The sequence below is a fragment of the Pseudomonas sp. LjRoot277 genome, assembly GCF_964253845.1.
Classification (GTDB): domain Bacteria; phylum Pseudomonadota; class Gammaproteobacteria; order Pseudomonadales; family Pseudomonadaceae; genus Aquipseudomonas.
The window spans coordinates 1,253,455-1,280,419 of sequence record NZ_CAXURI020000001.1 but is presented as its reverse complement, the minus strand read 5'-3'; the positions used below and the strand labels follow the sequence as shown (position 1 = coordinate 1,280,419).

The 26,965-nt window shown below is 60.0% G+C and carries 22 protein-coding genes and 1 pseudogene; 7 read left to right on the top strand and 16 right to left on the bottom strand.

Going from position 1 to position 26,965, the window contains the following annotated elements; translation table 11 throughout:
• Nucleotides 1-178 precede the first annotated feature (178 nt).
• The 7 genes and pseudogenes from ACSQ87_RS06065 to ACSQ87_RS06035 all read left to right on the top strand — a co-directional run bounded on the left by ACSQ87_RS06065 (nt 179) and on the right by ACSQ87_RS06035 (nt 8,917).
• On the top strand, nt 179-1,339 hold the full coding sequence (locus tag ACSQ87_RS06065) for an efflux RND transporter periplasmic adaptor subunit (protein WP_223429679.1): 1,161 nt from the start codon (nt 179-181) through the stop codon (nt 1,337-1,339).
• Nucleotides 1,336-4,437, top strand: coding sequence for a multidrug efflux RND transporter permease subunit (locus ACSQ87_RS06060; RefSeq protein ID WP_436273534.1), 3,102 nt, complete (start codon nt 1,336-1,338; stop codon nt 4,435-4,437). The genes ACSQ87_RS06065 and ACSQ87_RS06060 overlap by 4 nt, the downstream gene beginning before the upstream one ends.
• Before the next feature lie 9 nt (nt 4,438-4,446).
• Nucleotides 4,447-5,124 (top strand): heavy metal response regulator transcription factor, encoded by a 678-nt coding sequence (locus tag ACSQ87_RS06055; RefSeq protein ID WP_123535689.1) that lies wholly within the window; start codon nt 4,447-4,449, stop codon nt 5,122-5,124.
• Nucleotides 5,114-6,478: a heavy metal sensor histidine kinase gene (locus ACSQ87_RS06050; RefSeq protein ID WP_403144741.1), complete on the top strand. Its 1,365-nt coding sequence runs from the start codon at nt 5,114-5,116 to the stop codon at nt 6,476-6,478. The genes ACSQ87_RS06055 and ACSQ87_RS06050 overlap by 11 nt, the downstream gene beginning before the upstream one ends.
• A gap of 114 nt (nt 6,479-6,592) precedes the next feature.
• Nucleotides 6,593-6,817, top strand: coding sequence for a hypothetical protein (locus ACSQ87_RS06045; protein WP_223429676.1), 225 nt, complete (start codon nt 6,593-6,595; stop codon nt 6,815-6,817).
• Between the two features lie 264 nt (nt 6,818-7,081).
• Nucleotides 7,082-7,273: pseudogene (locus tag ACSQ87_RS06040) on the top strand (OprD family outer membrane porin); the annotation flags it as partial.
• Nucleotides 7,274-7,420: 147 nt separating this feature from the next.
• Nucleotides 7,421-8,917, top strand: a complete 1,497-nt coding sequence (locus ACSQ87_RS06035; RefSeq protein ID WP_436273533.1) for a diguanylate cyclase — start codon at nt 7,421-7,423, stop codon at nt 8,915-8,917.
• 69 nt (nt 8,918-8,986) lie between these two features.
• On the opposite strand, the gene lpxC is transcribed toward ACSQ87_RS06035, so the two are convergent.
• The 16 genes from lpxC to mraZ form a co-directional block, all read right to left on the bottom strand.
• On the bottom strand, nt 8,987-9,898 hold the full coding sequence (gene lpxC, locus ACSQ87_RS06030) for a UDP-3-O-acyl-N-acetylglucosamine deacetylase (RefSeq protein WP_095130494.1): 912 nt from the start codon (nt 9,896-9,898) through the stop codon (nt 8,987-8,989).
• Between the two features lie 112 nt (nt 9,899-10,010).
• Nucleotides 10,011-11,204: a cell division protein FtsZ gene (gene ftsZ, locus ACSQ87_RS06025; RefSeq protein WP_033061342.1), complete on the bottom strand. Its 1,194-nt coding sequence runs from the start codon at nt 11,202-11,204 to the stop codon at nt 10,011-10,013.
• A 71-nt stretch (nt 11,205-11,275) separates the two neighbouring features.
• Entirely contained in the window at nt 11,276-12,535 is a 1,260-nt protein-coding gene (gene ftsA / locus ACSQ87_RS06020) for a cell division protein FtsA (RefSeq protein WP_008147519.1), read from the bottom strand.
• Between the two features lie 14 nt (nt 12,536-12,549).
• The gene (locus ACSQ87_RS06015) at nt 12,550-13,419 is read right to left on the bottom strand and encodes a cell division protein FtsQ/DivIB (protein ID WP_008147517.1); all 870 of its coding nucleotides are present in this window, start codon (nt 13,417-13,419) and stop codon (nt 12,550-12,552) included.
• Between the two features lie 4 nt (nt 13,420-13,423).
• On the bottom strand, nt 13,424-14,380 hold the full coding sequence (locus tag ACSQ87_RS06010) for a D-alanine--D-alanine ligase (RefSeq protein WP_436273532.1): 957 nt from the start codon (nt 14,378-14,380) through the stop codon (nt 13,424-13,426).
• Complete coding sequence (murC, locus tag ACSQ87_RS06005; RefSeq protein ID WP_436273531.1) at nt 14,377-15,837, bottom strand: UDP-N-acetylmuramate--L-alanine ligase; 1,461 nt, start codon at nt 15,835-15,837, stop codon at nt 14,377-14,379. Before murC ends, ACSQ87_RS06010 begins: the two co-directional genes overlap by 4 nt.
• On the bottom strand, nt 15,830-16,900 hold the full coding sequence (gene murG / locus ACSQ87_RS06000) for an undecaprenyldiphospho-muramoylpentapeptide beta-N-acetylglucosaminyltransferase (RefSeq protein ID WP_223429673.1): 1,071 nt from the start codon (nt 16,898-16,900) through the stop codon (nt 15,830-15,832). Before murG ends, murC begins: the two co-directional genes overlap by 8 nt.
• Nucleotides 16,890-18,107 carry a putative lipid II flippase FtsW gene (gene ftsW, locus ACSQ87_RS05995; RefSeq protein ID WP_008147508.1) on the bottom strand — a complete coding sequence of 406 codons (1,218 nt, stop codon included), beginning with the start codon at nt 18,105-18,107 and terminating at the stop codon, nt 16,890-16,892. Before ftsW ends, murG begins: the two co-directional genes overlap by 11 nt.
• Nucleotides 18,104-19,450, bottom strand: a complete 1,347-nt coding sequence (gene murD / locus ACSQ87_RS05990; protein WP_436273530.1) for a UDP-N-acetylmuramoyl-L-alanine--D-glutamate ligase — start codon at nt 19,448-19,450, stop codon at nt 18,104-18,106. Before murD ends, ftsW begins: the two co-directional genes overlap by 4 nt.
• Before the next feature lie 5 nt (nt 19,451-19,455).
• Nucleotides 19,456-20,538, bottom strand: a complete 1,083-nt coding sequence (mraY, locus tag ACSQ87_RS05985; protein WP_223429671.1) for a phospho-N-acetylmuramoyl-pentapeptide-transferase — start codon at nt 20,536-20,538, stop codon at nt 19,456-19,458.
• The gene (locus ACSQ87_RS05980; protein ID WP_436273529.1) at nt 20,538-21,905 is read right to left on the bottom strand and encodes a UDP-N-acetylmuramoyl-tripeptide--D-alanyl-D-alanine ligase; all 1,368 of its coding nucleotides are present in this window, start codon (nt 21,903-21,905) and stop codon (nt 20,538-20,540) included. Before ACSQ87_RS05980 ends, mraY begins: the two co-directional genes overlap by 1 nt.
• A complete protein-coding gene (locus ACSQ87_RS05975; RefSeq protein WP_436273528.1) occupies nt 21,898-23,361 on the bottom strand; it encodes a UDP-N-acetylmuramoyl-L-alanyl-D-glutamate--2,6-diaminopimelate ligase in 1,464 nt (487 codons plus the stop codon). The genes ACSQ87_RS05980 and ACSQ87_RS05975 overlap by 8 nt, the downstream gene beginning before the upstream one ends.
• Nucleotides 23,361-25,100, bottom strand: coding sequence for a peptidoglycan D,D-transpeptidase FtsI family protein (locus ACSQ87_RS05970; RefSeq protein WP_191623629.1), 1,740 nt, complete (start codon nt 25,098-25,100; stop codon nt 23,361-23,363). The genes ACSQ87_RS05975 and ACSQ87_RS05970 overlap by 1 nt, the downstream gene beginning before the upstream one ends.
• Nucleotides 25,100-25,393: a cell division protein FtsL gene (gene ftsL / locus ACSQ87_RS05965; RefSeq protein WP_033053422.1), complete on the bottom strand. Its 294-nt coding sequence runs from the start codon at nt 25,391-25,393 to the stop codon at nt 25,100-25,102. Before ftsL ends, ACSQ87_RS05970 begins: the two co-directional genes overlap by 1 nt.
• The gene (gene rsmH / locus ACSQ87_RS05960; RefSeq protein ID WP_411741480.1) at nt 25,390-26,337 is read right to left on the bottom strand and encodes a 16S rRNA (cytosine(1402)-N(4))-methyltransferase RsmH; all 948 of its coding nucleotides are present in this window, start codon (nt 26,335-26,337) and stop codon (nt 25,390-25,392) included. The genes ftsL and rsmH overlap by 4 nt, the downstream gene beginning before the upstream one ends.
• Nucleotides 26,334-26,789 carry a division/cell wall cluster transcriptional repressor MraZ gene (mraZ, locus tag ACSQ87_RS05955; protein ID WP_064675969.1) on the bottom strand — a complete coding sequence of 152 codons (456 nt, stop codon included), beginning with the start codon at nt 26,787-26,789 and terminating at the stop codon, nt 26,334-26,336. The genes rsmH and mraZ overlap by 4 nt, the downstream gene beginning before the upstream one ends.
• Nucleotides 26,790-26,965: the final 176 nt, after the last annotated feature.

Here is a 26,965-nt window from a genome sequence, read left to right as displayed (position 1 = left end):
GCCAAGATCAAAAGATCGCAGCCTCCGGCAGCTCCTACGGGGATCGACGCCGATCCGCAGAGGTCCAAACTGACAGCGCCGTCAGTTAGCAGTCACCTTCTTGACGGGCGAACAGGTTTATAAAGGAAGGTATAAACCTGAAAAAGCTCCAACCACCCAGCCCCGGCGCCCCACTCGCATGCGAATTCAGAAAAACCCCGCCCTGCTCGCAGCCCTTCTGATCGTTCTGGCAGCGCTGGGCCTGTGGTACGCCATCAAGCCCGCTACCACCAAACTGACCGCGCCCTCTGCGATCCCCGTTCGGGTAGTGAACGTCGTCGAAAAAGATGTCCCCCGCTACGTCAGCGGCATCGGCTCGGTGCTGTCGCTGCACAGCGTGGTAGTGCGTCCGCAAATCGACGGCATCCTCACCAAAATCCTGGTCAAGGAAGGCCAACTGGTGAACAAAGGCGACCTGCTGGCCACCATCGATGACCGCTCGATCCGCGCCAGCCTCGATCAGGCCCGGGCGCAACTCGGCGAAAGTCAGGCGCAATTGCAAGTCGCGTTGGTCAACCTCAAGCGTTACAAGCTATTGAGCGTGGACGACGGCGTTTCCAAACAGACTTATGACCAGCAACAAGCCCTGGTCAACCAACTCAAAGCCACCGCCCAAGGTAACCAGGCCTCGATCGACGCCGCACAGGTGCAGCTCTCCTACACACAGATTCGCTCTCCAGTCACCGGCCGCGTCGGTATTCGCACGGTGGATGAAGGCAACTTCCTGCGCATGACCGACGCTCAAGGCCTGTTCACGGTGACCCAGATCGACCCGATCGCCGTGGAGTTCTCCCTGCCACAGCAAATGCTGCCGACCTTGCAGGGTCTGATCGGCGACCCACAACGTGCACAAGTGAAGGCCTACATCGGCGCCGACACTGACGGCGAAACCGGCAATCTGCTCGGCGAAGGTCATTTGACCCTGATCGACAACCAGATCAACGCCAACACCGGGACCATCCGCGCCAAGGCTGAATTCGCCAACCCCGCACAGAAACTCTGGCCGGGCCTGCTGGTAACGGTAAAGATTCAAACAGCACTGGATAAAGATGCGCTGGTGGTGCCGCCCACTGTCGTACAACGCGGGCTCGATCAACATTTTGTGTACCGGGTCAATGGCGACAAGGTCGAAGCCGTTCAGGTGCAGATGGTTTATCAAGGCAGCGGCCAGGACCTCATCAAAGGCGTGAAACCGGGTGATGTGCTGGTCAGCGACGGCCAGTCGCGGCTCAAACCTGGCTCGACCGTGCAGGTAGTGACCGACCCACCGCAAGTGGTGCAATCGGAGCCGAAACCATGAAGGGACATGGCTCGGTTTCCGCGTGGTGCATCGATCATCCGGTGGCGACGGTCCTGCTGACCTTTGCCTTGGTGTTGCTCGGGGTAATCGCTTTTCCGCGGTTGCCGATTGCACCACTGCCGGAAGCGGAATTCCCGACCATCCAGGTGGCCGCGCAACTACCCGGCGCCAACCCCGAAACCATGGCCTCGTCGGTGGCCACGCCGCTTGAAGTGCAATTCAGTGCCATTCCCGGCATGACCCAAATGACCTCGAGCAGCGCCTTGGGTTCGACCATTCTGACCCTGCAATTCACCCTCGACAAAAGCATCGACACCGCCGCGCAGGAAGTCCAGGCCGCGATTAACACCGCCGCCGGCAAACTGCCCAAAGACATGCCGAACCTGCCGAACTGGAGGAAGGTCAACCCGGCCGACAGTCCGGTGCTGATCCTCAGCATCAACTCGCCGCAAATGCCCGGCACCGAAGTCAGTGACCTGGTGGAAACTCTGCTCGCCCGTCAGATCAGCCAGATCGACGGCGTAGGCAATATCAACATCACCGGTCAGCAACGTCCGGCGATTCGCGTGCAGGCGTCGGCGGACAAACTCGCCGCCATTGGCCTGACCCTGGCGGACATTCGCCTGGCGATCCAGCAGACCAGCCTCAACCTGGCCAAGGGTGCGCTGTACGGCGAGTCGAGCATTTCGACCTTGTCCACCAACGACCAATTGTTCCACCCCCAGGAATACGGTCAGCTGATTGTTTCCTACAAGGACGGCGCACCGGTTCATCTCAAGGATGTGGCCAAAGTCGTCGACGGTTCGGAAGATGCCTACATCCAGGCCTGGGCTGACGGTCAGCCGGGGGTGAACCTGGTGATTTTCCGGCAACCGGGGGCCAACATCGTCGAGACCGTGGACCGTATTCAAGCGGCCCTGCCGACGCTGGAGGCCATGCTGCCGGCCTCGGTGCAGGTCAAAGTGTTGATCGACCGCACCCAGACCATCCGCGCTTCGCTGCATGAAGTGGAAGTCACCCTGCTGATCGCGATCCTGCTGGTGGTGGCGGTGATGGCGCTGTTCCTGCGGCAGTTGTCGGCGACCCTGATCGTGGCGTCGGTGCTCGGTGTGTCGCTGATCGCCAGTTTTGCCCTGATGTACATCATGGGCTTCAGCCTGAATAACCTGACACTGGTAGCAATCGTGGTGTCCGTCGGGTTTGTGGTGGACGATGCGATTGTGGTGGTGGAAAACATTCACCGTCACCTGGAGGCTGGCGTCGGCATGCGCGAGGCGGCGATCAAGGGTGCCGGCGAGATCGGCTTTACCGTGGTCTCGATCAGCTTCTCGCTGGTAGCGGCGTTTATTCCGTTGCTGTTCATGGGCGGCGTGGTCGGGCGGCTGTTCAAGGAATTCGCCCTGACCGCCACCTCGACCATCATGATTTCCGTGGTGGTGTCCCTGACGCTGGCGCCGACTCTGGCCGCGCTATTCATGCGCGCGCCGGTGCATCACGCCCACGGTAAACCTGGTTTCGGCGAACGCTTGCTGGCGCTGTATGAGAAAGGCTTGCGCCGCGCCCTCGCCCATCAGAAATTGATGATCGGTGTGTTCGGCCTGTCCCTCGGCCTAGCGGTCGCCGGGTACATTTTCATTCCTAAGGGTTTCTTCCCGGTACAGGACACCGGCTTCGTCCTCGGCACCACCGAAGCAGCCGCCGATATTTCCTACGGCGAAATGGTGAAAAAACATCTGGCGATGGCCGAGATCGTCGCCGCCGATCCCGCCGTCGAGACGTTCTCCCATTCGGTCGGTGTTTCGGGCAGCAACCAGACCATCGCCAACGGCCGCTTCTGGATTTCGCTGAAAGAACGCGGTGACCGCGATGTGTCCGCCAGCCAGTTCATTGACCGGATTCGCCCGCAATTGATGAAAGTCCCGGGCATCGTGCTGTACCTGCGCGCCGGGCAAGACATCAACCTCAGCTCCGGCCCGAGTCGCGCGCAGTACCAATACGTGCTCAAGAGCAACGACGGCGCGATCCTCAGCACCTGGACCCAGCGCCTCACGGAAAAACTGCGCGCCAACCCGGCGTTCCGTGACATTTCCAACGACCTGCAACTGGGTGGCAGCATCACCCACATCAGCATTGACCGCAGCGCCGCCGCGCGTTTCGGCCTGACCGCCAGCGATGTCGACGAAGCGTTGTACGACGCCTTCGGCCAGCGGCAGATCAATGAGTTCCAGACCCAGACCAACCAGTACAACGTGATTCTGGAACTGGACACCAAGCAGCGCGGCAAGGCCGAAAGTCTCAATTATTTCTACCTGCGTTCGCCGCTGAGCGGGGAAATGGTGCCACTGTCGGCCCTGGCGAAATTCGATGCGCCAACCATCGGCCCGTTGTCCATCGCTCACGACGGGATGTTCCCGGCGGCCAACCTGTCGTTCAACCTGGCACCCGGCGTCGCGTTGGGCGATGCGGTGATCATGCTCAATCAGGCCAAGACCGACATCGGCATGCCGGCGGCCATCAGCGGTAATTTCCAGGGCGCGGCCCAGGCGTTCCAGAGTTCGCTGGCCAGCCAGCCATGGCTGATTCTGGCGGCACTAGTGGCGGTGTACATCATTCTTGGCGTGCTCTACGAGAGCTTCGTGCATCCGCTGACCATCATCTCGACGCTGCCGTCGGCGGGGCTCGGCGCGGTGATCATGTTGTGGATTTGCGGGCAGGACTTTTCGATCATGGCGCTGATCGGGTTGGTGCTGCTGATCGGCATCGTCAAGAAGAACGGCATCCTGATGATCGACTTCGCGCTGGACGCCCAACGTAACCGTGGCTTGCCTCCCGAAGAGGCGATCTTTGAGGCGTGTATGACGCGGTTCCGGCCGATCATCATGACCACCCTCGCCGCCCTGCTCGGCGCCCTGCCGCTGATGCTCGGTTACGGCACCGGCGCCGAATTGCGCCAGCCCTTGGGGATCGCGGTGGTCGGCGGCTTGCTGGTGAGCCAGGCGCTGACGCTGTTCACCACTCCGGTCATATACTTGTGGCTTGAGCGGCTATTCCATAGGCCCAAACCTGCGCCCGTACCGGCGCTGGCGACCACAGACTGAGGCGGGGTCATGCGCGTTCTGATTATCGAAGACGAAGAAAAAACCGCGGATTATCTGCACCGCGGCCTGACGGAACAGGGTTACACCGTGGACCTGGCGCGCGACGGCGTTGAAGGCCTGCACCTGGCGCTGGAAAGCGACTACGCGGTGATCGTCCTCGACGTCATGCTGCCGGGCCTCGACGGCTTCGGCGTACTGCGCGCGTTGCGTGCGCGCAAGCAAACCCCGGTGATCATGCTCACCGCCCGCGAGCGTGTGGAAGATCGCATCAAAGGCCTGCGCGACGGTGCCGACGATTACCTCGGCAAACCGTTTTCCTTTCTCGAACTGGTGGCGCGCCTGCAAGCGCTAACCCGTCGCAGCGGCGGTCATGAACCGGTGCAGGTGAGCGTCGCCGACCTGTGGATAGATTTGATCAGCCGCAAAGCCACCCGCGCCGGCACGCGCCTGGACCTGACCGCCAAGGAGTTCTCGCTGCTGAGCGTACTGGCCCGCCGCCAGGGTGAAATTCTTTCGAAAACCGCCATCGCCGAAATGGTCTGGGACATCAATTTCGACAGCGACGCCAACGTCGTCGAAGTCGCGATCAAACGCTTGCGAGCGAAGCTCGACGGGCCGTTCGACGAGAAACTGCTGCACACGATTCGTGGCATGGGTTATGTGCTGGAGAGCCGTGGTGTCCAGTAACTCGATTGCCCTGCGCCTCAGCGGGATGTTCACGCTGGTGGCGCTTTTGGTGTTTTTGTTGATCGGCTGGGCGTTGTACCAGCAGGTCGATAAAGGCTTGGGTTTGTTGCCCGAGGCTGAACTGGACGCGCGCTACAGCGTGCTCGAATCCACGGTCGGCCGTTATGGCACACCCGAACACTGGGTGAAGATCAACAACAAGCTCAAGCTGCTCGGTGAAGAAGACAAGCGCATCAGTTTCTGGATTATCAGCGGTGATCCGCACTACGAATACGGCAACCTGACGCCGCAGATCCGCGCCTTTGCCGAAGGCCCGCTGGGCATGCGCGACTTGAATCTGCCGGATCAGCCATATCCGCTGAAAGTGCTGGTCAGTCAGTTCCCGGCCAAAGATCAACGCCCGCCGTTGCGCTTCATGATCGGCATCGACACCGAGACGTTTCTGCAGACTCAACATCATCTGCTGATTGCCCTGATCAGCCTGGCAATCATCGGCGTGTTGCTGGCGTCGGCCCTCGGTTACTGGGTGGCACGAATCGGCCTCAAGCCGCTGATCAAGTTGTCCCAGGAAGCCCAGCGGCTGGCACCGCCGTTGTTGTCCGGCCGCCTGCAATTGTCGCCGCTGCCGCCGGAACTGAATCAGTTCGTCAACTCGTTCAATTCGACACTGGAGCGGGTCGAACAGGCTTATTCGCGCCTTGAGTCGTTCAACGCGGACGTGGCCCATGAACTGCGCTCGCCGCTGACCAACCTGATCGGCCAGACCCAAGTTGCGCTGACTCGCGGGCGATCCGCCGAACACTATTTTGAAGTGCTGCAATCGAACCTTGAAGAGCTTGAGCGACTGCGCTCGATCATCAACGACATGCTGTTCCTCGCCAGCGCGGATCAGGGCAGCAAAGCTACCAAACTGACCTCCACCTCGCTGGCCGATGAAGTGGCGACGACGCTGGAGTACCTGGATTTCATTCTTGAAGACGCGCAGGTTCAGGTGCAGGTCAGTGGTGACGCGCAGGTGCGGATCGAGATCGCTCATCTGCGCCGGGCCTTGATTAATCTGCTAAGCAATGCGGTGCAGCACACCGAGCCTGGGCAAGTGATTGAGGTGCGGATCGAAGTTGAGGAGCATCAGGTGAGCATCGGGGTTGCGAACCCTGGATCGCCAATTGCCAGCGAGCATTTGCCGCGATTGTTTGAGCGTTTTTATCGGGTCGATGCGTCGCGCAGCAACAGTGGCAACAACCATGGGTTGGGGTTGGCGATCGTCAAGGCGATTGCGCTGATGCATGGCGGGGATGTGTTTGTGCGCAGTGATCACGGTATGAATACCTTCGGTATCCACCTCCCGGTCTGACGATCTTTGCTCTTTGCGTAACAGTCCTTTCTGCAACCCGCTCTTTTTCCCCTCGCCCACGCCCCTTATCTTTGCCGCACCAAACAGCACTTGCCAAGCAAGAAGGTTTTAAAGATGTCCAACACTATGGGTATTGCCAGCGCTTTCGTTTTGTCCTCTTTGTTTCTGTCTCCGTTCGCCATCGCTGAAGAGTCGCAGACGTTCGTCGCGCAAAATTCCGCACGCGCTGCTGCATTCGAACAATATCAGAACGAAATGACGGCCAAGGCTCAGGAAGCTGCGCAAACCCCTCAAGCGTCGACCACTCAAGCCCGGTCACGGGTTGAGAAAGACAGCTGATTGCCAAGTATCACTCTGTTTCCCTCGACACTTTTCATCGGCTCTTCCCATTGAAAAGTTGTCTTCAAAGCCGCTGCTATCAGCGGCTTTTTTTCGTTGTGGTTTTAAACAGTTTCAGTTCGTCTTCCCTAACAAGAAACATCCGGAGTCTCAAAACAACGAGGCTCTTAGTTGACCCAAGGCGCTTTACCGCTAGTGCGTTTCCCTCTTGGATTCAGCCCGTTATTCATTGCAATCGCTGCAACGGTGGCGCCTGCTGCTCACGCTGATGGCAAAAACGCCAGGCACTGGGAACGCGACATCGATCTCAAGTATGTGGTTCAGGGCGGCAAGGCCAAAAACCTGGCGCTGCGCCTGCAATGGGCGTCCAACCGTGGAGGCAACGGCTACGACGCGCTGGATCAGGACACTGATGAACACCGGGTGATCGTCGACTACCCGCTCAATGTCTTCTAAGCTTCAATAAGCAAAAGGCCAGCATGTTTTGCTGGCCTTTTTTTTATCCGGGATTTATACAGGCGCTCCGAACGCAAACGGTTTCTGGGATTCTGCCTGAGTCTTGCAAAACACTTTCATAACGCCTCATTAGCAGAAGTCAGAACCATGAGTGTGAGCAGTCCAACATCTCACCATCCGATCCGGTCGACGCGATCGGAGCGGCTTCTGGTTCTTGGCAGTTTGCTGCTGGTGATTGCGATATTGAGCATCGTGGCGTTCCTGCTCATTCGCGAACGCGCCAATGCTGAACAATCTGCCACTCGCGCAGCAACCAATATCGTGCAACTGATCGACGCAGACGTGTTACGCAACGTCGAACTCTATGACCTGTCCTTGCAAGGCTTGATCGCAGCCTCGCAGCGTGAAGACCTCAAGAACGTTTCCCCTGCCATCCGCCATCTGGCCTTGTTTGACCGTGCCACTGCCGCGCCGTACAAGGGCGACATTTTGTTGCTGGACAACAAGGGCGACGTGATCGCCGACTCGGCCTCGGTGGAGCCTAGAAAGGGCAATTTCGCTGACCGCGAGTACTTTCAGTCACACGTGACCAATCGTGATCCGGGCATGCTCATCAGCCGCCCCTTCCGTTCCAGGCAGGCTGAACATGAATGGCGAATCAGCTTCAGTCGCCGGGTCAGCGGCTCACAGGGCGAATTCCTCGGTGTGGCCGAAGCCGCCATGCGCTTGAGTTATTTCGATCAGCTGTTCAACAGTTTGAGCATCGGGCGTGACAGCTCGGTCAACCTGATCAGCTCGGACGGGATTCTTCTGGCCCAGGAACCCCGCCTGGCCGAAGAGCTGATTGGCAAGGACTTCAGCAACCGTCCCAACTTTCAGCGCATCGTCAAAGAAGGCAACGGCAGCTTCACCGGTGATTCAAGCCGCTATAAGGACAAACGCCTGTACACGTTCTCCAAGGTGGGCAACTTGCCGTTGATCGTCATCGTTGCACTGTCCAGTGATGAAGTATTTGCCTCGTGGAAGCGCACTGCAGTGGTGGTTAGCGTTGCGACTATTGCGCTGTGCATCAGCTTGCTCTGGCTGACTTGGCTGCTCAGCCGGGAATTGCGCCTTCGCCACAATGCCGAACAGGAACTGGCGCAACTGGCGGCCACCGATGCCTTGACCGGCCTGGCCAACCGCCGAACGCTGGATCAGGTCCTGCGTCATGAGTGGTTTCGCGCTCAACGTTCCGGCCAGCCATTGTCGCTGTTGATGATTGATGCCGACCACTTCAAGGCGTTCAACGATCGTCATGGGCATCAGGCTGGCGATGATGCCTTGCGCTCGTTGGCCAAGGTGACCTCCGACAATGTAAGGCGACCAGCCGATCTGGTCGCCCGTTACGGCGGTGAGGAGTTTTCGGTGATTCTCGCGGAAACCGACAGCCAGGGTGCGCAACAGATTGCCGAACACATCCGAGCGACAGTGGAGCAATTGCCGCTGGTTGCAGGTGCCGAGTCGCCGATTACTGTCAGTATCGGTATCAGTACCTGGACCACCTCCGCTGAGATCAGTCTGGAACAGCTATTGTTTGCAGCGGACAAGGCGCTGTATCAGGCCAAGGAAAGTGGGCGTAATCGGGTGGTCGCTGCGGATTGAGGCCTTTCCCGCAGGCATAAAAAAAGGCCACCCGAAGGTAGCCTTTAAAAAACTAGAGAGGTTTTTTACTTACACGGCCGCAACGGGACGCATGTAAGAGATCGGTGCAGTGCTGGCGTCTTCGAAAGTCACGACTTCCCAAGCATCTGTCTGCTCAATCAACTTGCGCAGCAGCTGGTTGTTCAATGCATGTCCGGACTTGAAGCCCTTGAACTCACCAATCAGGCTATTGCCCAGCAGGTAGAGGTCACCAATTGCATCGAGGATCTTGTGCTTCACGAATTCGTCTTCATAGCGAAGGCCGTCTTCGTTCAGTACACCATCCGCGTCGACCACAATAGCGTTTTCAACGCTGCCGCCGAGTGCGAGATTGTGCTTGCGCAGGTACTCGATATCACTCATGAAACCAAAGGTACGGGCGCGGCTGACTTCTTTTACAAACGAAGTGCTGGAAAAATCCACGCTTGCACTTTGTGTGCGGTCACGGAAAACCGGGTGATCGAAATCGATCTCGAAGCTCACTTTGAAACCTTCGAAAGGGACGAAAGTGGCGCGCTTGTCGCCGTCTTCCACTGTCACTTCCCGCAGGATCCGGATGAACTTCTTGGCGGCGTCCTGTTCTTCCAGGCCGGCCGATTGGATCAGGAATACGAAAGGTCCAGCGCTACCATCCATGATCGGAACTTCAGACGCGGAGAGCTCGACGTAGGCGTTATCGATGCCCAGGCCAGCCATGGCCGAGAGCAAGTGCTCCACCGTATCAACTTTGGTGTCACCACTGACCAATGTGGTCGACATCGTGGTTTCACCAACGTTTTCCGCGCGGGCAGGAATCTGCACCACAGGGTCGAGATCGGCACGAACAAACACAATGCCGGTGTCGATAGGTGCGGGCTTGAGGGTCAGGTATACCTTCTCCCCGGAGTGCAGGCCTACACCTGTAGCACGGATAATATTTTTCAGTGTGCGTTGTTTAATCATGGCTTGGGCCGCTTCAGCGCAAATTGCGAACTGGTATCAACAAAGGCTGGCGATGATAGCAGACCAGACCTTTGCTGAACACCAATCACCTTCATAGCCCTGATACATTCCATTAATCGGCCTGACGACGCAGGAAAGCCGGGATGTCCAGGTAGTCCAGATCATCTTGCGGATTCATCTTCGCGGCAGTCGCAGCACCGGCCTGAGCCTGGTTGCGCATGACGGTCGGACGGTCCAGGTCACGGTAGTTTACCGCAGGCGCTTCCTGACGCGAAGGCGCTTGCTGTTGCGGCTGCGATGCCACGGACGTGTGCATGGTGTTGTCGATGACCTTTACAGGCTTCTCGATTTTCGCGCCTAAACCTGTGGCAACCACGGTCACGTGCAGTTCGTCGCGCATGTCCGGATCGATAACGGTACCGACCTTGACCATTGCGTGTTCGGAAGCAAAGGCTTCGATGATGCTACCCACGTCGGAGTACTCACCCAGGGACAGGTCAGGACCGGCGGTGATGTTCACCAGGATGCCGCGTGCACCTTGCAGGTTCACGTCTTCCAGCAACGGGTTGCGAATGGCCGCTTCAGTAGCCTCACGTGCACGGTTCGGACCGCTGGCGCAGCCAGTGCCCATCATCGCCATGCCCATTTCGCTCATCACGGTGCGTACGTCGGCAAAGTCGACGTTGATCATGCCCGGACGCTTGATGATGTCGGAGATACCGCGAACGGCACCGGCCAGTACATCGTCGGCCTTGGCGAATGCGGACAGCAGGCTTGCGTCCTTGCCAAGGATGGTCAGCAGCTTCTCGTTGGGAATGGTGATCAACGAGTCGACGCTTTCAGACAGCAGACGGATACCTTCGTCGGCGATCTGCATGCGCTTGCGGCCTTCGAACGGGAACGGACGAGTCACCACCGCAACGGTGAGAATCCCCATTTCCTTGGCCACTTCAGCAATGATCGGCGCAGCACCGGTACCGGTACCACCGCCCATGCCGGTGGTGATGAACACCATATTGGTGCCCTGCAGGACTTCGGCAATGCGCTCACGATCTTCGAGAGCGGCCTGACGACCTACTTCAGGGTTGGCGCCAGCGCCAAGACCTTTGGTCACGCCGGTACCCAGTTGCAGGATGGTCCGCGCGCCGATGCTTTTCAGCGCTTGGGCATCAGTGTTGGCGCAGATGAATTCAACGCCTTCAATGTTGCTCTTGACCATGTGATTGACGGCGTTGCCGCCGCCTCCGCCAACACCGATAACTTTAATAACCGGGCTTGCGGGGATGTTGTCTACGAGTTCAAACATTTTCCCTCTCCTTTCATTTCTCTAGTTTTTTCGCCTACTGCCTGTATCTACAACGGTGCTGCGGTAAATCTTTAGAAGTTGCCTTGTACCCAGCTCTTGATGCGATCGAGCAAGGCGGCTTTCGGTTCTTCATTGCTGTAGCTGTCACGGCTGCTGATGCCCGAGAACGAAATCCCGTCGGACTGCTTCTGCAGGCCGTACATCAACAGGCCAACGCCAGTGGAATAAATCGGGTTACGAACCACATCGTCCAGGCCCTTGACGCCATGCGGCACGCCCAGGCGGACCGGCATGTGGAAGATTTCTTCGGCAAGTTCCACCGCGCCTTCCATCTTCGACGTACCACCGGTCAGCACGATGCCGGCCGGGATCAGGTCTTCGTAGCCACTGCGACGCAGTTCGGCCTGGATCAGCGTGAACAGCTCGTCGTAACGCGGCTCGACCACTTCGGCCAGGGCCTGGCGGGACAGCTCGCGCGGTGGACGGTCGCCAACGCTTGGAACCTTGATGGTTTCACCGGCACCAGCCAGTTTGGCCAGGGCGCAGGCGTAGCGAATCTTGATTTCTTCGGCGTACTGGGTCGGGGTGCGCAACGCCATGGCGATGTCGTTGGTTACCTGATCGCCCGCAATCGGGATCACCGCGGTGTGACGGATCGCGCCTTCGGTGAAGATCGCGATGTCGGTGGTGCCGCCACCGATGTCCACCAGGCACACGCCCAGCTCTTTCTCGTCGTCGGTCAGGACCGAATACGCGGAAGCAAGCTGCTCGAGAATGATGTCGTCGATTTCCAGGCCGCAGCGACGCACGCATTTTTCAATGTTCTGTGCGGCGTTGACGGCGCAGGTGACCACGTGAACCTTGGCTTCCAGACGTACGCCCGACATGCCCAGAGGCTCACGAACACCTTCCTGGTTATCGATCACGTAATCCTGCGGCAGGGTGTGCAGAACGCGCTGGTCAGCCGGGATTGCCACGGCCTGGGCGGCGTCGAGTACGCGCTCGAGGTCGGCGGAGCTGACTTCGCGATCACGAATCGCCACGATGCCGTGGGAGTTCAGGCTGCGGATGTGATTGCCGGCCACGCCGACGAACGCCGAGTGAATGCGGCAACCAGCCATCAGCTGCGCCTCTTCGATCGCGCGCTGGATCGATTGCACGGTGGACTCGATGTTCACCACCACGCCTTTCTTCAGGCCACGGGACGGATGGGTACCGATCCCGACGATTTCCAGCGTGCCGTCGTCCGAGACCTCGCCGACCAGCGCCACCACCTTGGAGGTGCCGATATCGAGACCGACGATCATTTTGCCGCTTTGCACGTTTGCCATGGTCCTGCCTCTTCTTAATTCTTCGCGACAGCGGGTTGGGCTGTCGTGGGCGCTACAGGTTCCCGCCAGCCAACAGCGAGGCCGTTGGCGTAGCGCAGATCGATGCGCGCAATGTTCGTAATCTGTTCTTTAAGCGTCTTGTCATAGATGGCAATGAAGCGGCGCATCTTTTCCAGCAGGTTGCCGCGTCCCAGCAACAGTTCGATTCCCGGGCCCGCGCTACCGGCGCCGGTGGTCAGGAACCAGCTGCCTCGATCACGCAACTCCAGCCGTGCAATCGAGAAGCCCAACGGCCTGAGCATCTGGCTCAGCACCTGGTATTGCTGCATCACTTGCTGTTGGGCCCGTTGTGGGCCGAACAGCTGTGGCAAGTGTTCGTAATTCGCCAGCTCACGCGGGGTGAACGCCTGCCCCTGGTTGTTCAACAGCGACTCATCGCCCCAACGGGCCACCGGCAGTTGTTCTTCCAGGCGGATCACCACTTGATCCGGCCACACCCGACGCACTTCGGCGTGGGCAATCCATGGCATCGTTTCAAGCTCGGTACGCATGCTCGCAAGATCGATGGTGAAGAAGCTCGACGCCACGTACGGGGCGATCCGCTGCTGCACCGCTTGCTGGCTGATGTAACTCAAATCGCCCTGCACGTTGATCTTGGTGATCGGCCGGTCGGCGTACGGCAACAAACGCTGCGCGCCTTCGTAAGTACCGAAACCCAGCGCGACCAGCAGCACCGGCCAGAACAGGCTTTTCAGAAAACCAAAATTGGCTTTCGGCAGGCGCGCAGACATCGGCTCTTTGGCCACCATTCGGCTGGCACCCCGCGGTACCGGCTTGCGGCCGGGTGGTGCGGAGGGCTGATGTCTCAGCTGTGCGCCTTGCATGCTCTTAACCTCGCGGCTCGATACTTGCGGCCAGAATCGCCAGAACCAGTTGCTGGAAATCCAGACCGGCAGCACGAGCCGCCATCGGCACCAGGCTGTGATCGGTCATGCCCGGTGCGGTATTGACTTCCAGGAACCAGAACTGCCCGTCGGCGTCCTGCATCACGTCAGCCCTGCCCCAACCGGCGATACCCAGCGCCTCACAGGCTTTCGCCGTGAGGTCCATCAGTTCTTTTTCTTTGCTGCTATCCAGGCCACACGGAATCCGGTACTGAGTATCGGAAGCCACGTACTTGGCGTCGTAGTCGTAGAAACTGTGCGTCGTGCCCAGGGCGATCGGTGGCAACACCTGGTCACGCAGGGTGGCGATGGTGAACTCCGGACCTTGAATCCATTGCTCGACCAACACTTGCGAATCGTAGGTACTGGCCGCTTTCCACGCGTCGATCAACTCCGACGCGGAGGTCACTTTGGCCATCCCGATACTTGAACCTTCATGGGCCGGTTTGACGATCAAAGGGAAGCCCAGTTCCGTCACCGCCGAAATACAATCGGCCTCGCAGCTCAGCACGGCATGGCGTGGCGTCGGAATACCGAGGCTGTGCCAGACCTGTTTGGTCCGCAGCTTGTCCATGGCCAGCGCGGAAGCAAGGATGCCGCTGCCGGTGTACGGAATACCCAGGCACTCCAGCAGGCCCTGCATGCTGCCGTCTTCACCGCCACGACCGTGGAGAATGATGAAGGCGCGATCGATTTTTTCGTTCAGCAGACGCTGCAAAAGGTCATCGCCCACGTCGAGACCAAACGCGTCCACACCGGCGCTTAGCAGCGCGTCGAGAACCGCGTTACCCGACTTGAGAGAAACCTCACGCTCGGCACTCTTGCCGCCGAAGAGCACGGCGACGCGGCCGAAATCTTTCGGCGCAATAGTGGAGACGAGGTTGGCGTAAGCAGCAGTCATTTCAACTTCCCCACACTCGGCGCAGCAACGGCGCCTGCGAACAACGGACTTTTCAACAGTTTCGGTGCGAGACCACCGATGTCACCGGCGCCCTGGCACAGCAGGATGTCGCCAGCACGCAGCAGCGGCTTGACCACCGGCGCGAGGTCAACACCGCGCTCGATGTAGATCGGGTCGAGCTGACCGCGCTGACGGATGCTGTTGCACAGCTTGCGGCTGTCGGCCCCAGGGATCGGTTCTTCACCGGCCGGGTAGACTTCCATCAGCAGCAGGACGTTGGCATCGGCCAATACATTGACGAAATCGTCGTACAGGTCGCGGGTGCGGCTGTAACGGTGCGGCTGGTAGACCATCACCAGACGGCGTTCCGGCCAGCCACCGCGCACGGCTTTGATCACCGCGGCGACTTCGGTCGGGTGGTGACCGTAGTCGTCGACCAGCATCACGCTGCCACCTTCTACTGGCAGTTCGCCGTAGACCTGGAAGCGTCGGCCGACACCCTGGAACCCGGACAGGCCCTGGACGATGGCTTCATCGCTGACACCTTCATCGGTGGCGATGCAGATGGTTGCCAGTGCGTTCAACACGTTGTGGTTGCCCGGCATGTTCACCGAGACATCCAGCGGATCGCGATCAGGACGCAGCACGGTGAAGAAGGTCTGCATGCCCTGCTGACGCACATTGATTGCGCGCACGTCGCAGTCGTCGCCGAAGCCGTAAGTGACCGTCGGACGTTTCACCTGCGGCAGAATTTCACGCACCACCGGATCGTCCAGGCACACCACGGCCAGACCGTAGAACGGCAGGTTGTGCAGGAACTCGACGAAGGTTTTCTTCAGTTTGTTGAAGTCACCGTCGTAGGTCGCCATGTGGTCGGCGTCGATGTTGGTGACCACGGCCACCAGCGGCTGCAAGTGCAGGAAGCTCGCATCGCTTTCGTCAGCTTCGGCGATCAGGTAACGGCTGGTGCCGAGCTGGGCATTGGTGCCCGCGGCATTCAGACGGCCACCGATGACGAAAGTCGGGTCGAGCCCACCGGCGGCAAACACCGAAGCGATCAGGCTGGTGGTGGTGGTTTTGCCATGGGTACCGGCGACGGCGATGCCGTGGCGGTAGCGCATCAGCTCAGCCAGCATTTCAGCGCGAGGCACCACCGGAATGCGGCGTTCCAGGGCGGTGGCGACTTCCGGGTTGGAGGTGTTCACGGCACTGGAGGTGACCAGCACATCGGCGGTCGCGGCGTTCTCGGCACGGTGGCCGATAAAGATCTGGGCACCGAAGGACTCGAGACGCTCGGTCACCGGCGAAGCTTTCAGGTCGGAACCGGACACTTCATAGCCCAGGTTCAACAACACTTCGGCGATACCGCACATGCCCACGCCGCCGATTCCGACGAAGTGGATGCGACGGATGCGGCGCATTTCCGGTTGCGGCATGGCTTTCTGATTCTCAACCATGGGCCACCTCCAGGCAGGTATCGACCACGTTACGGGTTGCATCGGGTTTGGCCAGGCGGCGTGCCGCGGTAGCCATGTCGGTCAGTCGTTGTGGTTGCATCAGGACCTCTGTCAGGCGTGCGGCAAGATCCGCTGCGCCAGTCGTTCTTTGCGGCATCAGGAAGGCAGCGCCTTCACGGGCCAAATAATCGGCGTTGCGGGTCTGGTGATCGTCGATCGCGTGGGGCAAAGGCACCAGCATCGAGGGCAGACCGGCGGCGGCCAGTTCACTGATGGTCAACGCGCCTGCGCGGCACACCACCAGGTCGGCCCAGCCATAGGCTTGGGCCATGTCTTTGATGAAAGGCTGCACTTGCGCCTCGACGCCAGCCGCGCGGTAGCGCTCTGCAGTCACTTCATCGTGGTTTTTGCCGGCCTGATGAAACACTTCCGGGCGCAGGTCGGGGGCGACTTGCGACAGGGCTTCAGGCAGCAACTTGTTCAACGGTTCTGCGCCCAGGCTTCCGCCCAGGATCAGCAAACGCGCCTTGCGACCGGCCAGAGCCTGCCGCGGTGTGTCGAGGAACAGCTCGGTGCGCACCGGGTTACCGGTGGTCCGACGGCTGCCCGACAGGGTAAAGGTGTCGGGGAACGCTTCACAGACTCGGGCGGCCAACGGCACCAGCAACCGATTGGCGGTACCGGCCACGGCGTTCTGTTCATGAACGATCACCGGCACGCCGGCCAGTTTGGCTGCAACGCCACCAGGACCGGTCACATAACCACCAAAGCCGACGACACACACCGGCCGCAGCTGACGAATGATCGTCCGCGCCTGCCAGATCGACTTGAGCAACATGAACGGCGCCTTGAGCAGGGACAGCTTGCCCTTGCCACGCAGACCACTGGCATTGATTCGATGCAGTTCGATGCCGGCCACCGGGACCAGATCGTTCTCGATGCCACGCGGTGTCCCGAGCCAATGCACGGTGTAACCACGGGCCTGGAATTCGCGGGCACACGCCAGCGCCGGAAACACGTGACCACCGGTGCCGCCCGCCATGATCAATACGTTAGCGCCCATGGGTCGGCTCCTCGGCGAAGTCGCTTTCATGGAACTCCATCTCTTCGCTGCCCAAGTGGGTTCGACTTTCCCATTCGATGCGCAGCAACAAGCCGAGACAGGCACAGCAGATCACCAACGAGCTACCGCCGTAACTGAGGAACGGCAGAGTCAGACCTTTAGTTGGCAGCAGACCGACGTTCACCCCGATGTTGATCAGGAACTGACCAATCCACAGGAACGACAAGCCGTACGCGATGTAGGCGGCGAAAAATTGCTTGGCCTTCTCGGCCCAATAACCGATGTACATGCCACGAATACAGACAAAGACGAACAGCGCCACCGTGCACAAAGAACCCACGGCACCCAGCTCTTCGGCCAGGACCGAGAACACGAAGTCGGTGTGGGCTTCCGGCAGGTAGAACTGTTTCTGCACGCTGTTGCCCAGGCCAACGCCCAGCCATTCGCCGCGACCAAACGCGATCAACGCTTGAGACAACTGATAGCCGGCACCGAACTGGTCGGCCCACGGATCCGCGAAGTTGGTCAGGCGCGCCATTCGATACGGCTGCACTTGAATCAACAACACCACCGCCGCGACCGCCAGGACAACCATCAAGGAAAAACGGAACAGCCCGACCCCGCCGAGGAACAGCATCGCCGCAGCAGCCCCCATCATCACGACGGTGGCACCGAAGTCCGGCTCCATCAGCAACAGACCCGCCATTGGCAGCAGAACGATGAACGGCTTGAAGAAGCCCATCCAGCTTTCACGCACTTCTTTCTGGCGACGCACCAGGTAACCGGCAAGGTAAATAACGACAAATACCTTGGCAATTTCCGACGGCTGAACGTTGAAGAAACTGAAGCCGATCCAGCGCATCGAACCGTTCACTTCACGGCCGATCCCCGGGATGATCACCATCACCAGCAGACCGAACGCACCGATCAGCATCAGCCAGCCCAGGCGTTGCCAGGTGGCGATCGGAATCATCATGGTGACGATGCAGGCACCCAGGCCCAGCACAACGTAGATAAGGTGGCGAATCATGTAGTACAGGGCGCTGCCCGACTGCACAGCCGCCACTTCGGTCGATGCCGATGCAATCATGACCAGCCCGAGGCCGATCAATGCCAGGCAGCCGGCGAGCATCGGGAAGTCGAGGTCGATGCCGCGCCCGGTGATGATCGGCGACGGATAGGGCTTGATGATGTTCATCAGGCTCATGCCAGATCCTCCACGGCGCGGACGAACTGGTGACCACGGTCTTCGTAATTCTTGAACATGTCGAAACTGGCGCACGCAGGCGACAACAACACGGCGTCGCCCGTCTCTGCGATGGCGCGGCATTGCTCGACCGCTTCGATCAGCGAGTTGACGCGAATCAGTGGCACGGCATCGCCGATGGCCTGAGCGATCAGCTCGGAGTCACGGCCCATCAGCACCACGGCGCGGCAGTTGGACGCCACCGGATCACGCAGGTCCTTGAACTCGGCACCCTTGCCGTCGCCACCGGCGATCAGCACGAGCTTGCCGTCGATGTCCGCGCCCAGGCCTTCGATGGCAGCCAGTGCGGCGCCGACGTTGGTGGCTTTGGAATCGTTGTAGTAGCTCACGCCATTCAGGTCGCGGACCCACTGGCAGCGATGCTCAAGTCCGGCGAAGGTGCGCAGGCTCGAGAGCATGGCGTCGAACGGCAGGCCGACGGCGTGGCCCAGGGCCAATGCCGCCAGGGCGTTGGACTGGTTGTGGGCGCCGCGAATTTTCAACTCGCGCACCGGCATCAGGTTCTGGAATTCGAAGGCCAGGTACTTCTCGCCGTCTTCTTCGCGGATACCAAAGGCCTTGAAATCGGGCTTGCTCAAACCGAAGGTCCAGCATGGCTGACCTTCGCCTATCAGCGGACGGCTGAGGGCATCCTGACGGTTGACCACAAACTGCTTGGCACCCCGGAAGATCCGGTGCTTGGCCAGGTGATAAGCCGGCAGACCGCTGTAGCGGTCCATGTGGTCTTCGCTGACGTTGAGCACGGTCGCCACTTCGGCGTTGAGCTGATCGGTGGTTTCGAGCTGGAAGCTCGACAGTTCCATCACGTACAGCTCGACGTCGTCGCTGAGCAGGTCCAGCGCCGGCGTACCGAGGTTGCCACCAACGGCGACACGCTTGCCGGCCGCTGCTGCCATTTCGCCAACCAGTGTGGTGACGGTGCTTTTCGCGTTGGAACCGCTGATAGCGACAATCGGCGCCTTCGCGTTACGCGCGAACAGCTCGATGTCGCCGGACAATTTCACGCCACGGGCGGCGGCAGCCTGCAGGGCCGGGGTCGCCAGCGCCAGGCCGGGGCTCACGTAGAGCTCGTCGGCGCGGCACAGGAATTCGACGTCCAGCTCGCCACAACGCACTTCCACGTGCGGATAGTCACGCTTGAGCGTGGCCAGTTCCGGTGGATTTTCCCGCGTATCGGCGACAGCAAACGACGTGCCCCGGTTCGCCAGGAAGCGAACCAGGGACATGCCGCTCTTGCCGAGGCCGACAACGATGCGGAAGTGGTCAGAAGCGATCAGAGACACTCGTTCTACCTCAGCTTCAGGGTGGCAAGGCCAACCAGCACGAGAATCACGGTGATGATCCAGAAACGGACGATCACGCGTGGCTCGGGCCAGCCCTTGAGTTCAAAGTGGTGGTGAATCGGTGCCATGCGGAACACACGGCGACCGGTGAGCTTAAAGGACGCGACCTGAATGACGACTGACAGGGTCTCCATCACGAACACGCCGCCCATGATGAACAGGACGATTTCCTGACGGACGATCACCGCGATGGTGCCCAGTGCCGCGCCCAGCGCCAATGCGCCGACGTCGCCCATGAACACCTGAGCCGGATACGTGTTGAACCAGAGGAACCCGAGGCCCGCGCCGATCAAGGCGCCGCAGAAAACGATCAACTCGCCTGCGCCCGGTACATACGGGATCAGCAGGTATTCAGCGAATTTCACGTTACCCGACAGGTAGCAGAAGATCCCCAACCCGCCGCCGACCATTACGGTAGGCATGATCGCCAGACCGTCGAGGCCGTCGGTCAGGTTGACCGCGTTGCTCGACCCGACAATCACGAAGTAAGTCAGGACAATGAAACCTATGCCCAGCGGAATGCTGTGGTCCTTGAGCATCGGCAGGATCAGGGTGGTTTCCACCGGCGTCGCTGCGGTCATATAAAGGAAGATCGCCGCGCCCAGGCCGAACACCGATTGCCAGAAGTACTTCCAGCGGCTCGGCAAGCCACGGGAGTTCTTCTCGATCACTTTGCGGTAGTCGTCGACCCAGCCGATGGCGCCGAACAGCAAAGTCACCAGCAACACAGTCCAGACATAACGGTTGGTCAGGTCAGCCCAAAGCAACGTGCTGACGCCGATGGATGACAGAATCAGCGCACCACCCATGGTCGGGGTGCCGGACTTGGACAGGTGCGATTGTGGACCGTCGTTACGAACGGATTGACCGATCTGACGGTTCTGTAAAGTGCGGATCATCCACGGGCCATAGCACAGCGACAAAACCAGCGCGGTCAGCACACCGAGAATCCCGCGCAGGGTCAGGTACTGAAAGACCGCGAAGCCTTTGTAGAACTGTTGCAGATACTCCGCTAGCAGCAGCAGCATTAATGTTTCTCCAGGCTGGTCCCGCACAAAGCGGCGACGATGTTTTCCATCGCAGCGCTGCGCGAGCCCTTGATCAAAATGGTGGTGTTTGTGTCTTGCTCGGCGCCGAGGGCCTTGATCAGTTCAGCCTGAGTGCTGAAGTGATAGGCCTGTGGACCGAAAGCGTTCACGGCGTGAGCCATCATTGGCCCGACAGCGTAAAGCGCGGAAACCTTGCCGCGGGCGTACTCGCCCACATCGCGGTGCCCCTGCTCCGCCCAATCGCCCAACTCGCCGATATCTCCGAGCACCAGAACGGTGCGGCCGGAAAAGCCGGCGAGTATATCAACGGCGGCGCACATGGAGGTGGGGTTCGCGTTGTATGTGTCATCGATTACGCGCATGCCATTGGTGGCCAGTTGCGCGACGGTGCGGCCCTTGACCGGCTGCACCGAGCCGAGGCCGGTGGCGATGCCGAACAGCGACACGCCCAGCGCGTGGGCAGCGGCGGCGGCGGCCATGGCATTGGCGACGTTATGGGTGCCGAGCAGGTTCAGTTGAACGCGCTCCATACCGTCAGGAGTGTGCAGGTTGAACGCCGGGCAACCGCGAGCGTCGCGGTCCAGATCGCTGCCGTAGAAATCGGCACTGACATTGCTCAGGGCGAAGGTCAGCACTTTGCGACCGGCAGCGCGGGTCTTCCAGATGTCGAACGCTTTGTCGTCAAGATTGAGAACGGCGACGCCATCGGCATCGAGCCCTTCAATAATCTCGCCCTTGGCTTCAACGATTTTTTCCGGCCCGCCGAACTCGCCGACGTGGGCGGTCCCGGCGTTGTTGAGCACGGCCACATGAGGCTTGGTCATGCCGACGGTGTAGGCGATTTCGCCGAGACGCGAAGCACCCAGTTCGATCACCGCAGCGGTATGTTCCGGTGCGAGCTCGAGCAGGGTCAGCGGAACGCCGAGGTCATTGTTCAGGTTGCCACGGGTCGCCAACACCGGACCGCGCGTGCGCAGGATGCTGGCGAGCATTTCCTTGACCGTGGTCTTGCCGCTGGAACCGGTGATGGCCGCAACGGGATGGGTGTAAGCCGCACGGTTCAACGCGCCGAGTTGCCCCAGCGCCTGACGGGTATCTTTCACCAGCAATTGCGGCAGTGCGCTGTCGGCGACTTCGCGTTCGACCAGCGCTGCAACGGCGCCTTTTGCGGCGACGTCATTGAGATAGTCATGACCATCGAAGCGCGGGCCGGTCAGGGCGATAAAGAGCTGGCCTGGTTTGATCGCGCGGCTGTCGATGCTGACGCCGTCGAAGCTGACATCGGCAGTGACCAGGCGGGCATTCAGCGCGCCGGTCAGTTCGCTCAGTTTCAAGGCTTTAAGCATGGGCCACCTCCCACGCGGTCAAGGCGTGATCGGCCTCGACCAGATCGGAGAACGCGTGACGCTGGCCGTTGATTTCCTGATAGTCCTCGTGACCTTTACCGGCCAGGACAATCACGTCATCCGCCGAAGCGCTGGCGATCAATTGCGCAATCGCCTGGCCACGGCCAGCGACGAAGGTGACTTTATCCACAGCGGTAAAACCGGCGCGGATGTCGTCGAAAATCACTGCCGGGTCTTCGGTGCGCGGGTTGTCATCGGTCACCAGCACGCCGTCAGCCAGACGCTCGACCACTTCAGCCATCAACGGACGCTTGCCGCGATCGCGATCACCACCGCAACCGAACAGGCACAGCAAACGGCCTTTGGCGTGAGGACGCAGGGCCATCAAGACTTTTTCCAGCGCATCCGGCGTGTGGGCGTAATCGACCACGACCAGCGGCTGAGTACCGCCGCCGAGGCGCTGCATGCGTCCAGCCGGGCCTTCGAGTTTCGGCAGCACGTTGAGTATTTCGTCCAGTGCGTAGTCCAGACCGAGCAAGGCGCCGACCGCGGCCAGCACGTTGCTCAGGTTGAAACGACCGAGCAAGGTGCTACGCAGATGATGCTCACCCTGCGGCGTGACCAACGTGGCGCGCACGCCTTCGTCATCGAACTGCGCTTCGCGGCAATAAAGGTAGGCACTGGAGTCTTCCAGGCTGTAGGTGATCAGGCGCGACTCGCGTTTATCAGCTGCCAGTTGGCGGCCGAATTCGTCGTCGAGGTTAACCACCCGGCACTTCAAATCGTTCCAGGCAAACAGCTTGGCCTTGGCTTCGCCGTAGGCTTGCATGGTGCCGTGGTAATCCAGGTGATCGCGGGACAGGTTGGTCATCACCGCCACATCGAACGCCAGTGCGGTCACGCGCCCCTGATCCAGACCGTGGGAAGAAACTTCCATGGCGACGGCTTTGGCACCCGCCTTTTTCAGGTCGGCGAGGGTCGCTTGCACGGCGATCGGGTTCGGCGTGGTGTGCAAGCCGCTTTCGAGCGCGCCGTAAAAACCGGTGCCCAACGTGCCGACGATGCCGCAGTGCTGGCCGAGCAAGTCCAATGCTTGCGCAACCAACTGCGTCACGCTGGTTTTGCCGTTAGTGCCGGTCACGCCGATCAGGTTCAGGTGACGACTAGGGTCACCGTAAAAACGCCCGGCGATGTCCGACAGCTGCGCCGCCAGGCCTTTGACCGGAATCAGTGGAACATCGGTAATCGGCAATACGGTCGCGCCTTCGACTTCATACGCCACAGCGGCAGCACCGCGTTGCAGGGCATCGGCAATGTGCGCGCGACCGTCGAATTTGCCGCCAGGGACGGCGAGAAACAGATCGCCAGCCCGCACGTTGCGGCTGTCCAGGGTCAGTTCGCGGATCAACAGATCGCGGCCGGCGTGGGCGAAAATCTTGTTCAGACTCAGAGACATCAGCCGCGCCCTCCATTGGCTTTCAGCGGAACGACTGGTGTTGCGTTCGCTTGTTGAGTGGGTGGCAGGTTGTCCGGGGTGATGTTCATCAGACGCAAGGTCCCGGACATCACTTTGCTGAACACCGGGGCCGATACCAGACCACCGAAGTAACCGGCCTTGGTCGGTTCGTCGATCACCACCACGATGGCGTAGCGCGGATCGTTCATCGGGCCGAAGCCGGCGAACAGCGAGCGGTAGGAATTCTCGGCGTAGCCTTTGGTGCCGACCGACGTTTTACGCGCGGTACCCGACTTGCCGCCCACGTGATACGCCGGCACTTGCGCACGGAATACACCGCGCGGGGCTTCGATCACTTGTTGCAGCATGGTTTGCATGGTTTTCGCGACAGCTTCCGGCAATACCTGTGTGGTTTGCGGCGCCTTGTCGGTTTTGATCAGGGTCAGCGGCGCGAGGCGACCATTGTTGGCCAGGGCCGAGAAGGCGTGGACCAACTGGATCGCGGTCACGGAAATACCGTAGCCGTAGGACAGCGTGGCAGTTTCAGCCTTGCGCCATTCGCGGTAGTTCGGCAGGTTGCCGACGCGCTCGCCCGGGAAGCCCAGGCCGGTGTCCTGGCCGAGGCCGACTTTTTGCGCCAGACGGAAAATCGTTTCACCGCCGATATCGAACGCGACCTTACTCATGCCGACGTTACTGGAGTTGATCAGGATGCCAGTCAGGTCGAGCACCGGCCCTTCGCTCTTGGAGACGTCCTTGATGGTGTATTTACCAATCTGCAAGGTGCCCGGGTACACCTCGACGGTATCGGTCGGCTTCCAGCGCCCGGTTTCAATCGCGGCGCTCATCGAGATCGCTTTCATCGTCGAACCCGGTTCGAACACGTCGATCATCGCGCGGTTACGCATCATCGCCGGTTGCAGGTTGCGGCGGTTGTTCGGGTTGTAGGTCGGCTGGTTGACCATGGCGAGGATCTCGCCGCTCTTCACGTCCATGATCACCAGACTGCCGGCCTTGGCGCCGTTCTCGATGATCGCGTTACGCAATTCACGGTTGGCCAGGTATTGCAGACGCAGGTCAATGGACAACGCCAAGGGCTTTCCGGCCTTGGCGTTTTTGGTGACCTGAACATCCTTGATAAGTCGGCCACGCCGATCCTTGATCACCTGCCGCTTGCCGGGGACCCCGGCCAGCCATTCGTCGTAGGCCAGCTCGACGCCTTCACGACCGTGGTCATCGATGTCGGTAAAACCGACCATATGGGCCGTGACTTCACCGGCCGGGTAGAAACGCCGGAATTCTTCGATACCATAAACGCCCGGCACTTTCAGATCGAGCACAGACTGGCCCTGCTCGGGGGTCAGCCCGCGCACCAGATAAATGAATTCTTTGTTGGCCTGGGCCTCGAGACGTTCGGCCAGGGCTTTCGGGTCCTGCCCCAAGGCAGCCGCCAGTGCAGGCCACTTTTCTTTGGCCGTTTGCATTTCCTTGGCATTGGCCCAAAGGGTGGTGACTGGGGTACTCACGGCCAAAGGCTCGCCGTTACGGTCAGTGATCAGACCACGGTGAGCCGGAATCGGGATATGACGAACGCTGCGCGCATCGCCCTGACCTTTTAGAAAGGCACGGTCGACTACTTGCAGATCGATAATGCGCCAGGCAATCGCCGCGACCATGACGCCGAGCAAACCCACCACCAGGCGGAACCGCCATGGAAAGAGTGCGCCCTCGAGTTTCATCATGGCGCCACCATCTGCACTTCAGCGGCGCCAGGAATGCGCATCTTCAGTTGCTCGGTCGCCAGGACTTCGATACGGCTGTGGGCGGTCCAGGTGCTCTGTTCGAGAATCAAGCGGCCCCACTCCGCTTGCGCCTTGTCGCGCACGCTCAACTCGTTGTACAGCGAATTCAGCAGTTGACGGTTCCAGTGGGCGCTGTAGGAAACGCCGATGGCCGACACGAGCACGCCAATAAACAGCAGAAACATGAAAAAGCTTCCGCCGGGAAGTGGCTTGGCGAAAAGCTTGCTCACCGCAGCTTCTCCGCGACGCGCATGACGGCGCTACGGGAACGTGGGTTGGCTTTGAGTTCGGCCTCGGAGGCGGACTGCGCTTTGCCATGGATTTTGATTATTGGTTCGAAGGCGACGTGACGTACCGGCAGGTTACGCGGCAGATTGTCGGCTTCGCCTTTCACCAGTTTGCGCATGAACAGTTTGACGATGCGGTCTTCCAGCGAGTGGAAGCTGATGACCACCAGACGGCCGCCGACTTCCAGGCATTCCAGCGCGGCTTCGAGGCCGGCTTCCAGATCACCCAGTTCGTTGTTGACGTGAATACGCAAGCCCTGGAACGCACGGGTCGCCGGGTTTTTGCCCTTTTCCCATGCCGGGTTGGCGACTTTCAGGACTTCAGCCAGATCGGCAGTGCGCTCGAACGGCTTGATGTCACGACGCTCGGCCACGGCACGGGCCATGCGGCCGGAGAAACGTTCTTCGCCGTATTGCTTGAACACCCGGGCGATTTCTTCCACCGGGGCGGTGTTGACGAATTCGGCAGCGCTGATCCCGCGGGACGGATCCATGCGCATGTCCAGCGGGCCATCATTGAGGAAACTGAAGCCGCGCTCAGGATCGTCGAGCTGCGGCGAGGACACGCCGAGGTCGAGCAAAACGCCGCTGACCTTGCCGTCCAGGCCACGTTCGGCGACTTCCGAACCGAGCTCGGCAAAGCTGCGCTGCACAACGACAAAGCGGCCGTCTTCGGCCGCTAGCGTTTGCCCGGTGGCAATCGCTTGAGGATCTTTATCGAATCCGAGTACCCGACCCTCGGGACCGAGCTGGCTGAGGATCAACCGGCTGTGCCCGCCGCGCCCGAACGTACCGTCCAGATAGCAGCCATCAGGGCGTACGGCGAGAGCCTCCACGGCTTCGTCAAGCAGTACGGTGATGTGGTTAAAGCCGCTATCAATAGTCACAGGATCAAATCACGCAGTTCATCAGGCATAGAGCCCGGTTGTTGAATAGCAGCCAGGTCTGCGGCAGAAACCGCATCCCAGGCATCCTCGTCCCACAATTGGAACTTGTTCAGTTGGCCTACCAACATCGCGCGCTTATCCAACCTGGCATATTCACGAAGACGCGGCGGAACCAGAAAACGACCACTGCCATCGAGCTCGAGGTCGACGGCATTACCAATCAGTAAACGTTGCAGGCGGCGGTTCTCTTCGCGAAGCGAAGGCAGTGCGCGCAGTTTGGTTTCAATAATTTCCCACTCATCGAGGGGGTAAACACACAAACACGGATCAACGGCATCAATTGTGACGATTAACTGACCGGAACTACGCGAAACGAGCTCGTCACGGTACCGGCTCGGCATAGCGAGACGGCCCTTTGCGTCGAGACTGATAGCGTTAGCTCCGCGAAACACGTCAGCGCTTCTCCAAATATTAGCGTTTTGAGCTCAAAAAACCCACTTCATGCCACTTTCCGCCACTTGCGCACACTATAGGAATGCGGCCACCGCACCGTCAAGGCGCGGATTAAAGGAAAAGCCTTACAGAACTGAGATTTAGGAGCGCAAAAGGAGGGGTAGCGAGAATCTGA

Bases quoted from the DNA above. Each gene is read 5' to 3' on its own strand.
- ACSQ87_RS06065 (WP_223429679.1), top strand. From the start codon at position 179: ATGCGAATTCAGAAAAACCCCGCCCTGCTCGCAGCCCTTCTGATCGTT.
- ACSQ87_RS06035 (WP_436273533.1), top strand. From the start codon at position 7,421: ATGAGTGTGAGCAGTCCAACATCTCACCATCCGATCCGGTCGACGCGA.
- ACSQ87_RS06045 (WP_223429676.1), top strand. From the start codon at position 6,593: ATGTCCAACACTATGGGTATTGCCAGCGCTTTCGTTTTGTCCTCTTTG.
- ACSQ87_RS06060 (WP_436273534.1), top strand. From the start codon at position 1,336: ATGAAGGGACATGGCTCGGTTTCCGCGTGGTGCATCGATCATCCGGTG.
- ACSQ87_RS06055 (WP_123535689.1), top strand. From the start codon at position 4,447: ATGCGCGTTCTGATTATCGAAGACGAAGAAAAAACCGCGGATTATCTG.
- lpxC (WP_095130494.1), bottom strand. From the start codon at position 9,898: ATGATTAAACAACGCACACTGAAAAATATTATCCGTGCTACAGGTGTA.
- ACSQ87_RS05980 (WP_436273529.1), bottom strand. From the start codon at position 21,905: ATGCTTAAAGCCTTGAAACTGAGCGAACTGACCGGCGCGCTGAATGCC.
- mraY (WP_223429671.1), bottom strand. From the start codon at position 20,538: ATGCTGCTGCTGCTAGCGGAGTATCTGCAACAGTTCTACAAAGGCTTC.
- murG (WP_223429673.1), bottom strand. From the start codon at position 16,900: ATGGGCGCTAACGTATTGATCATGGCGGGCGGCACCGGTGGTCACGTG.
- ACSQ87_RS05975 (WP_436273528.1), bottom strand. From the start codon at position 23,361: ATGTCTCTGAGTCTGAACAAGATTTTCGCCCACGCCGGCCGCGATCTG.
- murC (WP_436273531.1), bottom strand. From the start codon at position 15,837: ATGGTTGAGAATCAGAAAGCCATGCCGCAACCGGAAATGCGCCGCATC.
- ACSQ87_RS06015 (WP_008147517.1), bottom strand. From the start codon at position 13,419: ATGCAAGGCGCACAGCTGAGACATCAGCCCTCCGCACCACCCGGCCGC.
- ACSQ87_RS06010 (WP_436273532.1), bottom strand. From the start codon at position 14,380: ATGACTGCTGCTTACGCCAACCTCGTCTCCACTATTGCGCCGAAAGAT.
- ftsZ (WP_033061342.1), bottom strand. From the start codon at position 11,204: ATGTTTGAACTCGTAGACAACATCCCCGCAAGCCCGGTTATTAAAGTT.
- ftsW (WP_008147508.1), bottom strand. From the start codon at position 18,107: ATGAGCCTGATGAACATCATCAAGCCCTATCCGTCGCCGATCATCACC.
- ACSQ87_RS05970 (WP_191623629.1), bottom strand. From the start codon at position 25,100: ATGAAACTCGAGGGCGCACTCTTTCCATGGCGGTTCCGCCTGGTGGTG.
- ftsA (WP_008147519.1), bottom strand. From the start codon at position 12,535: ATGGCAAACGTGCAAAGCGGCAAAATGATCGTCGGTCTCGATATCGGC.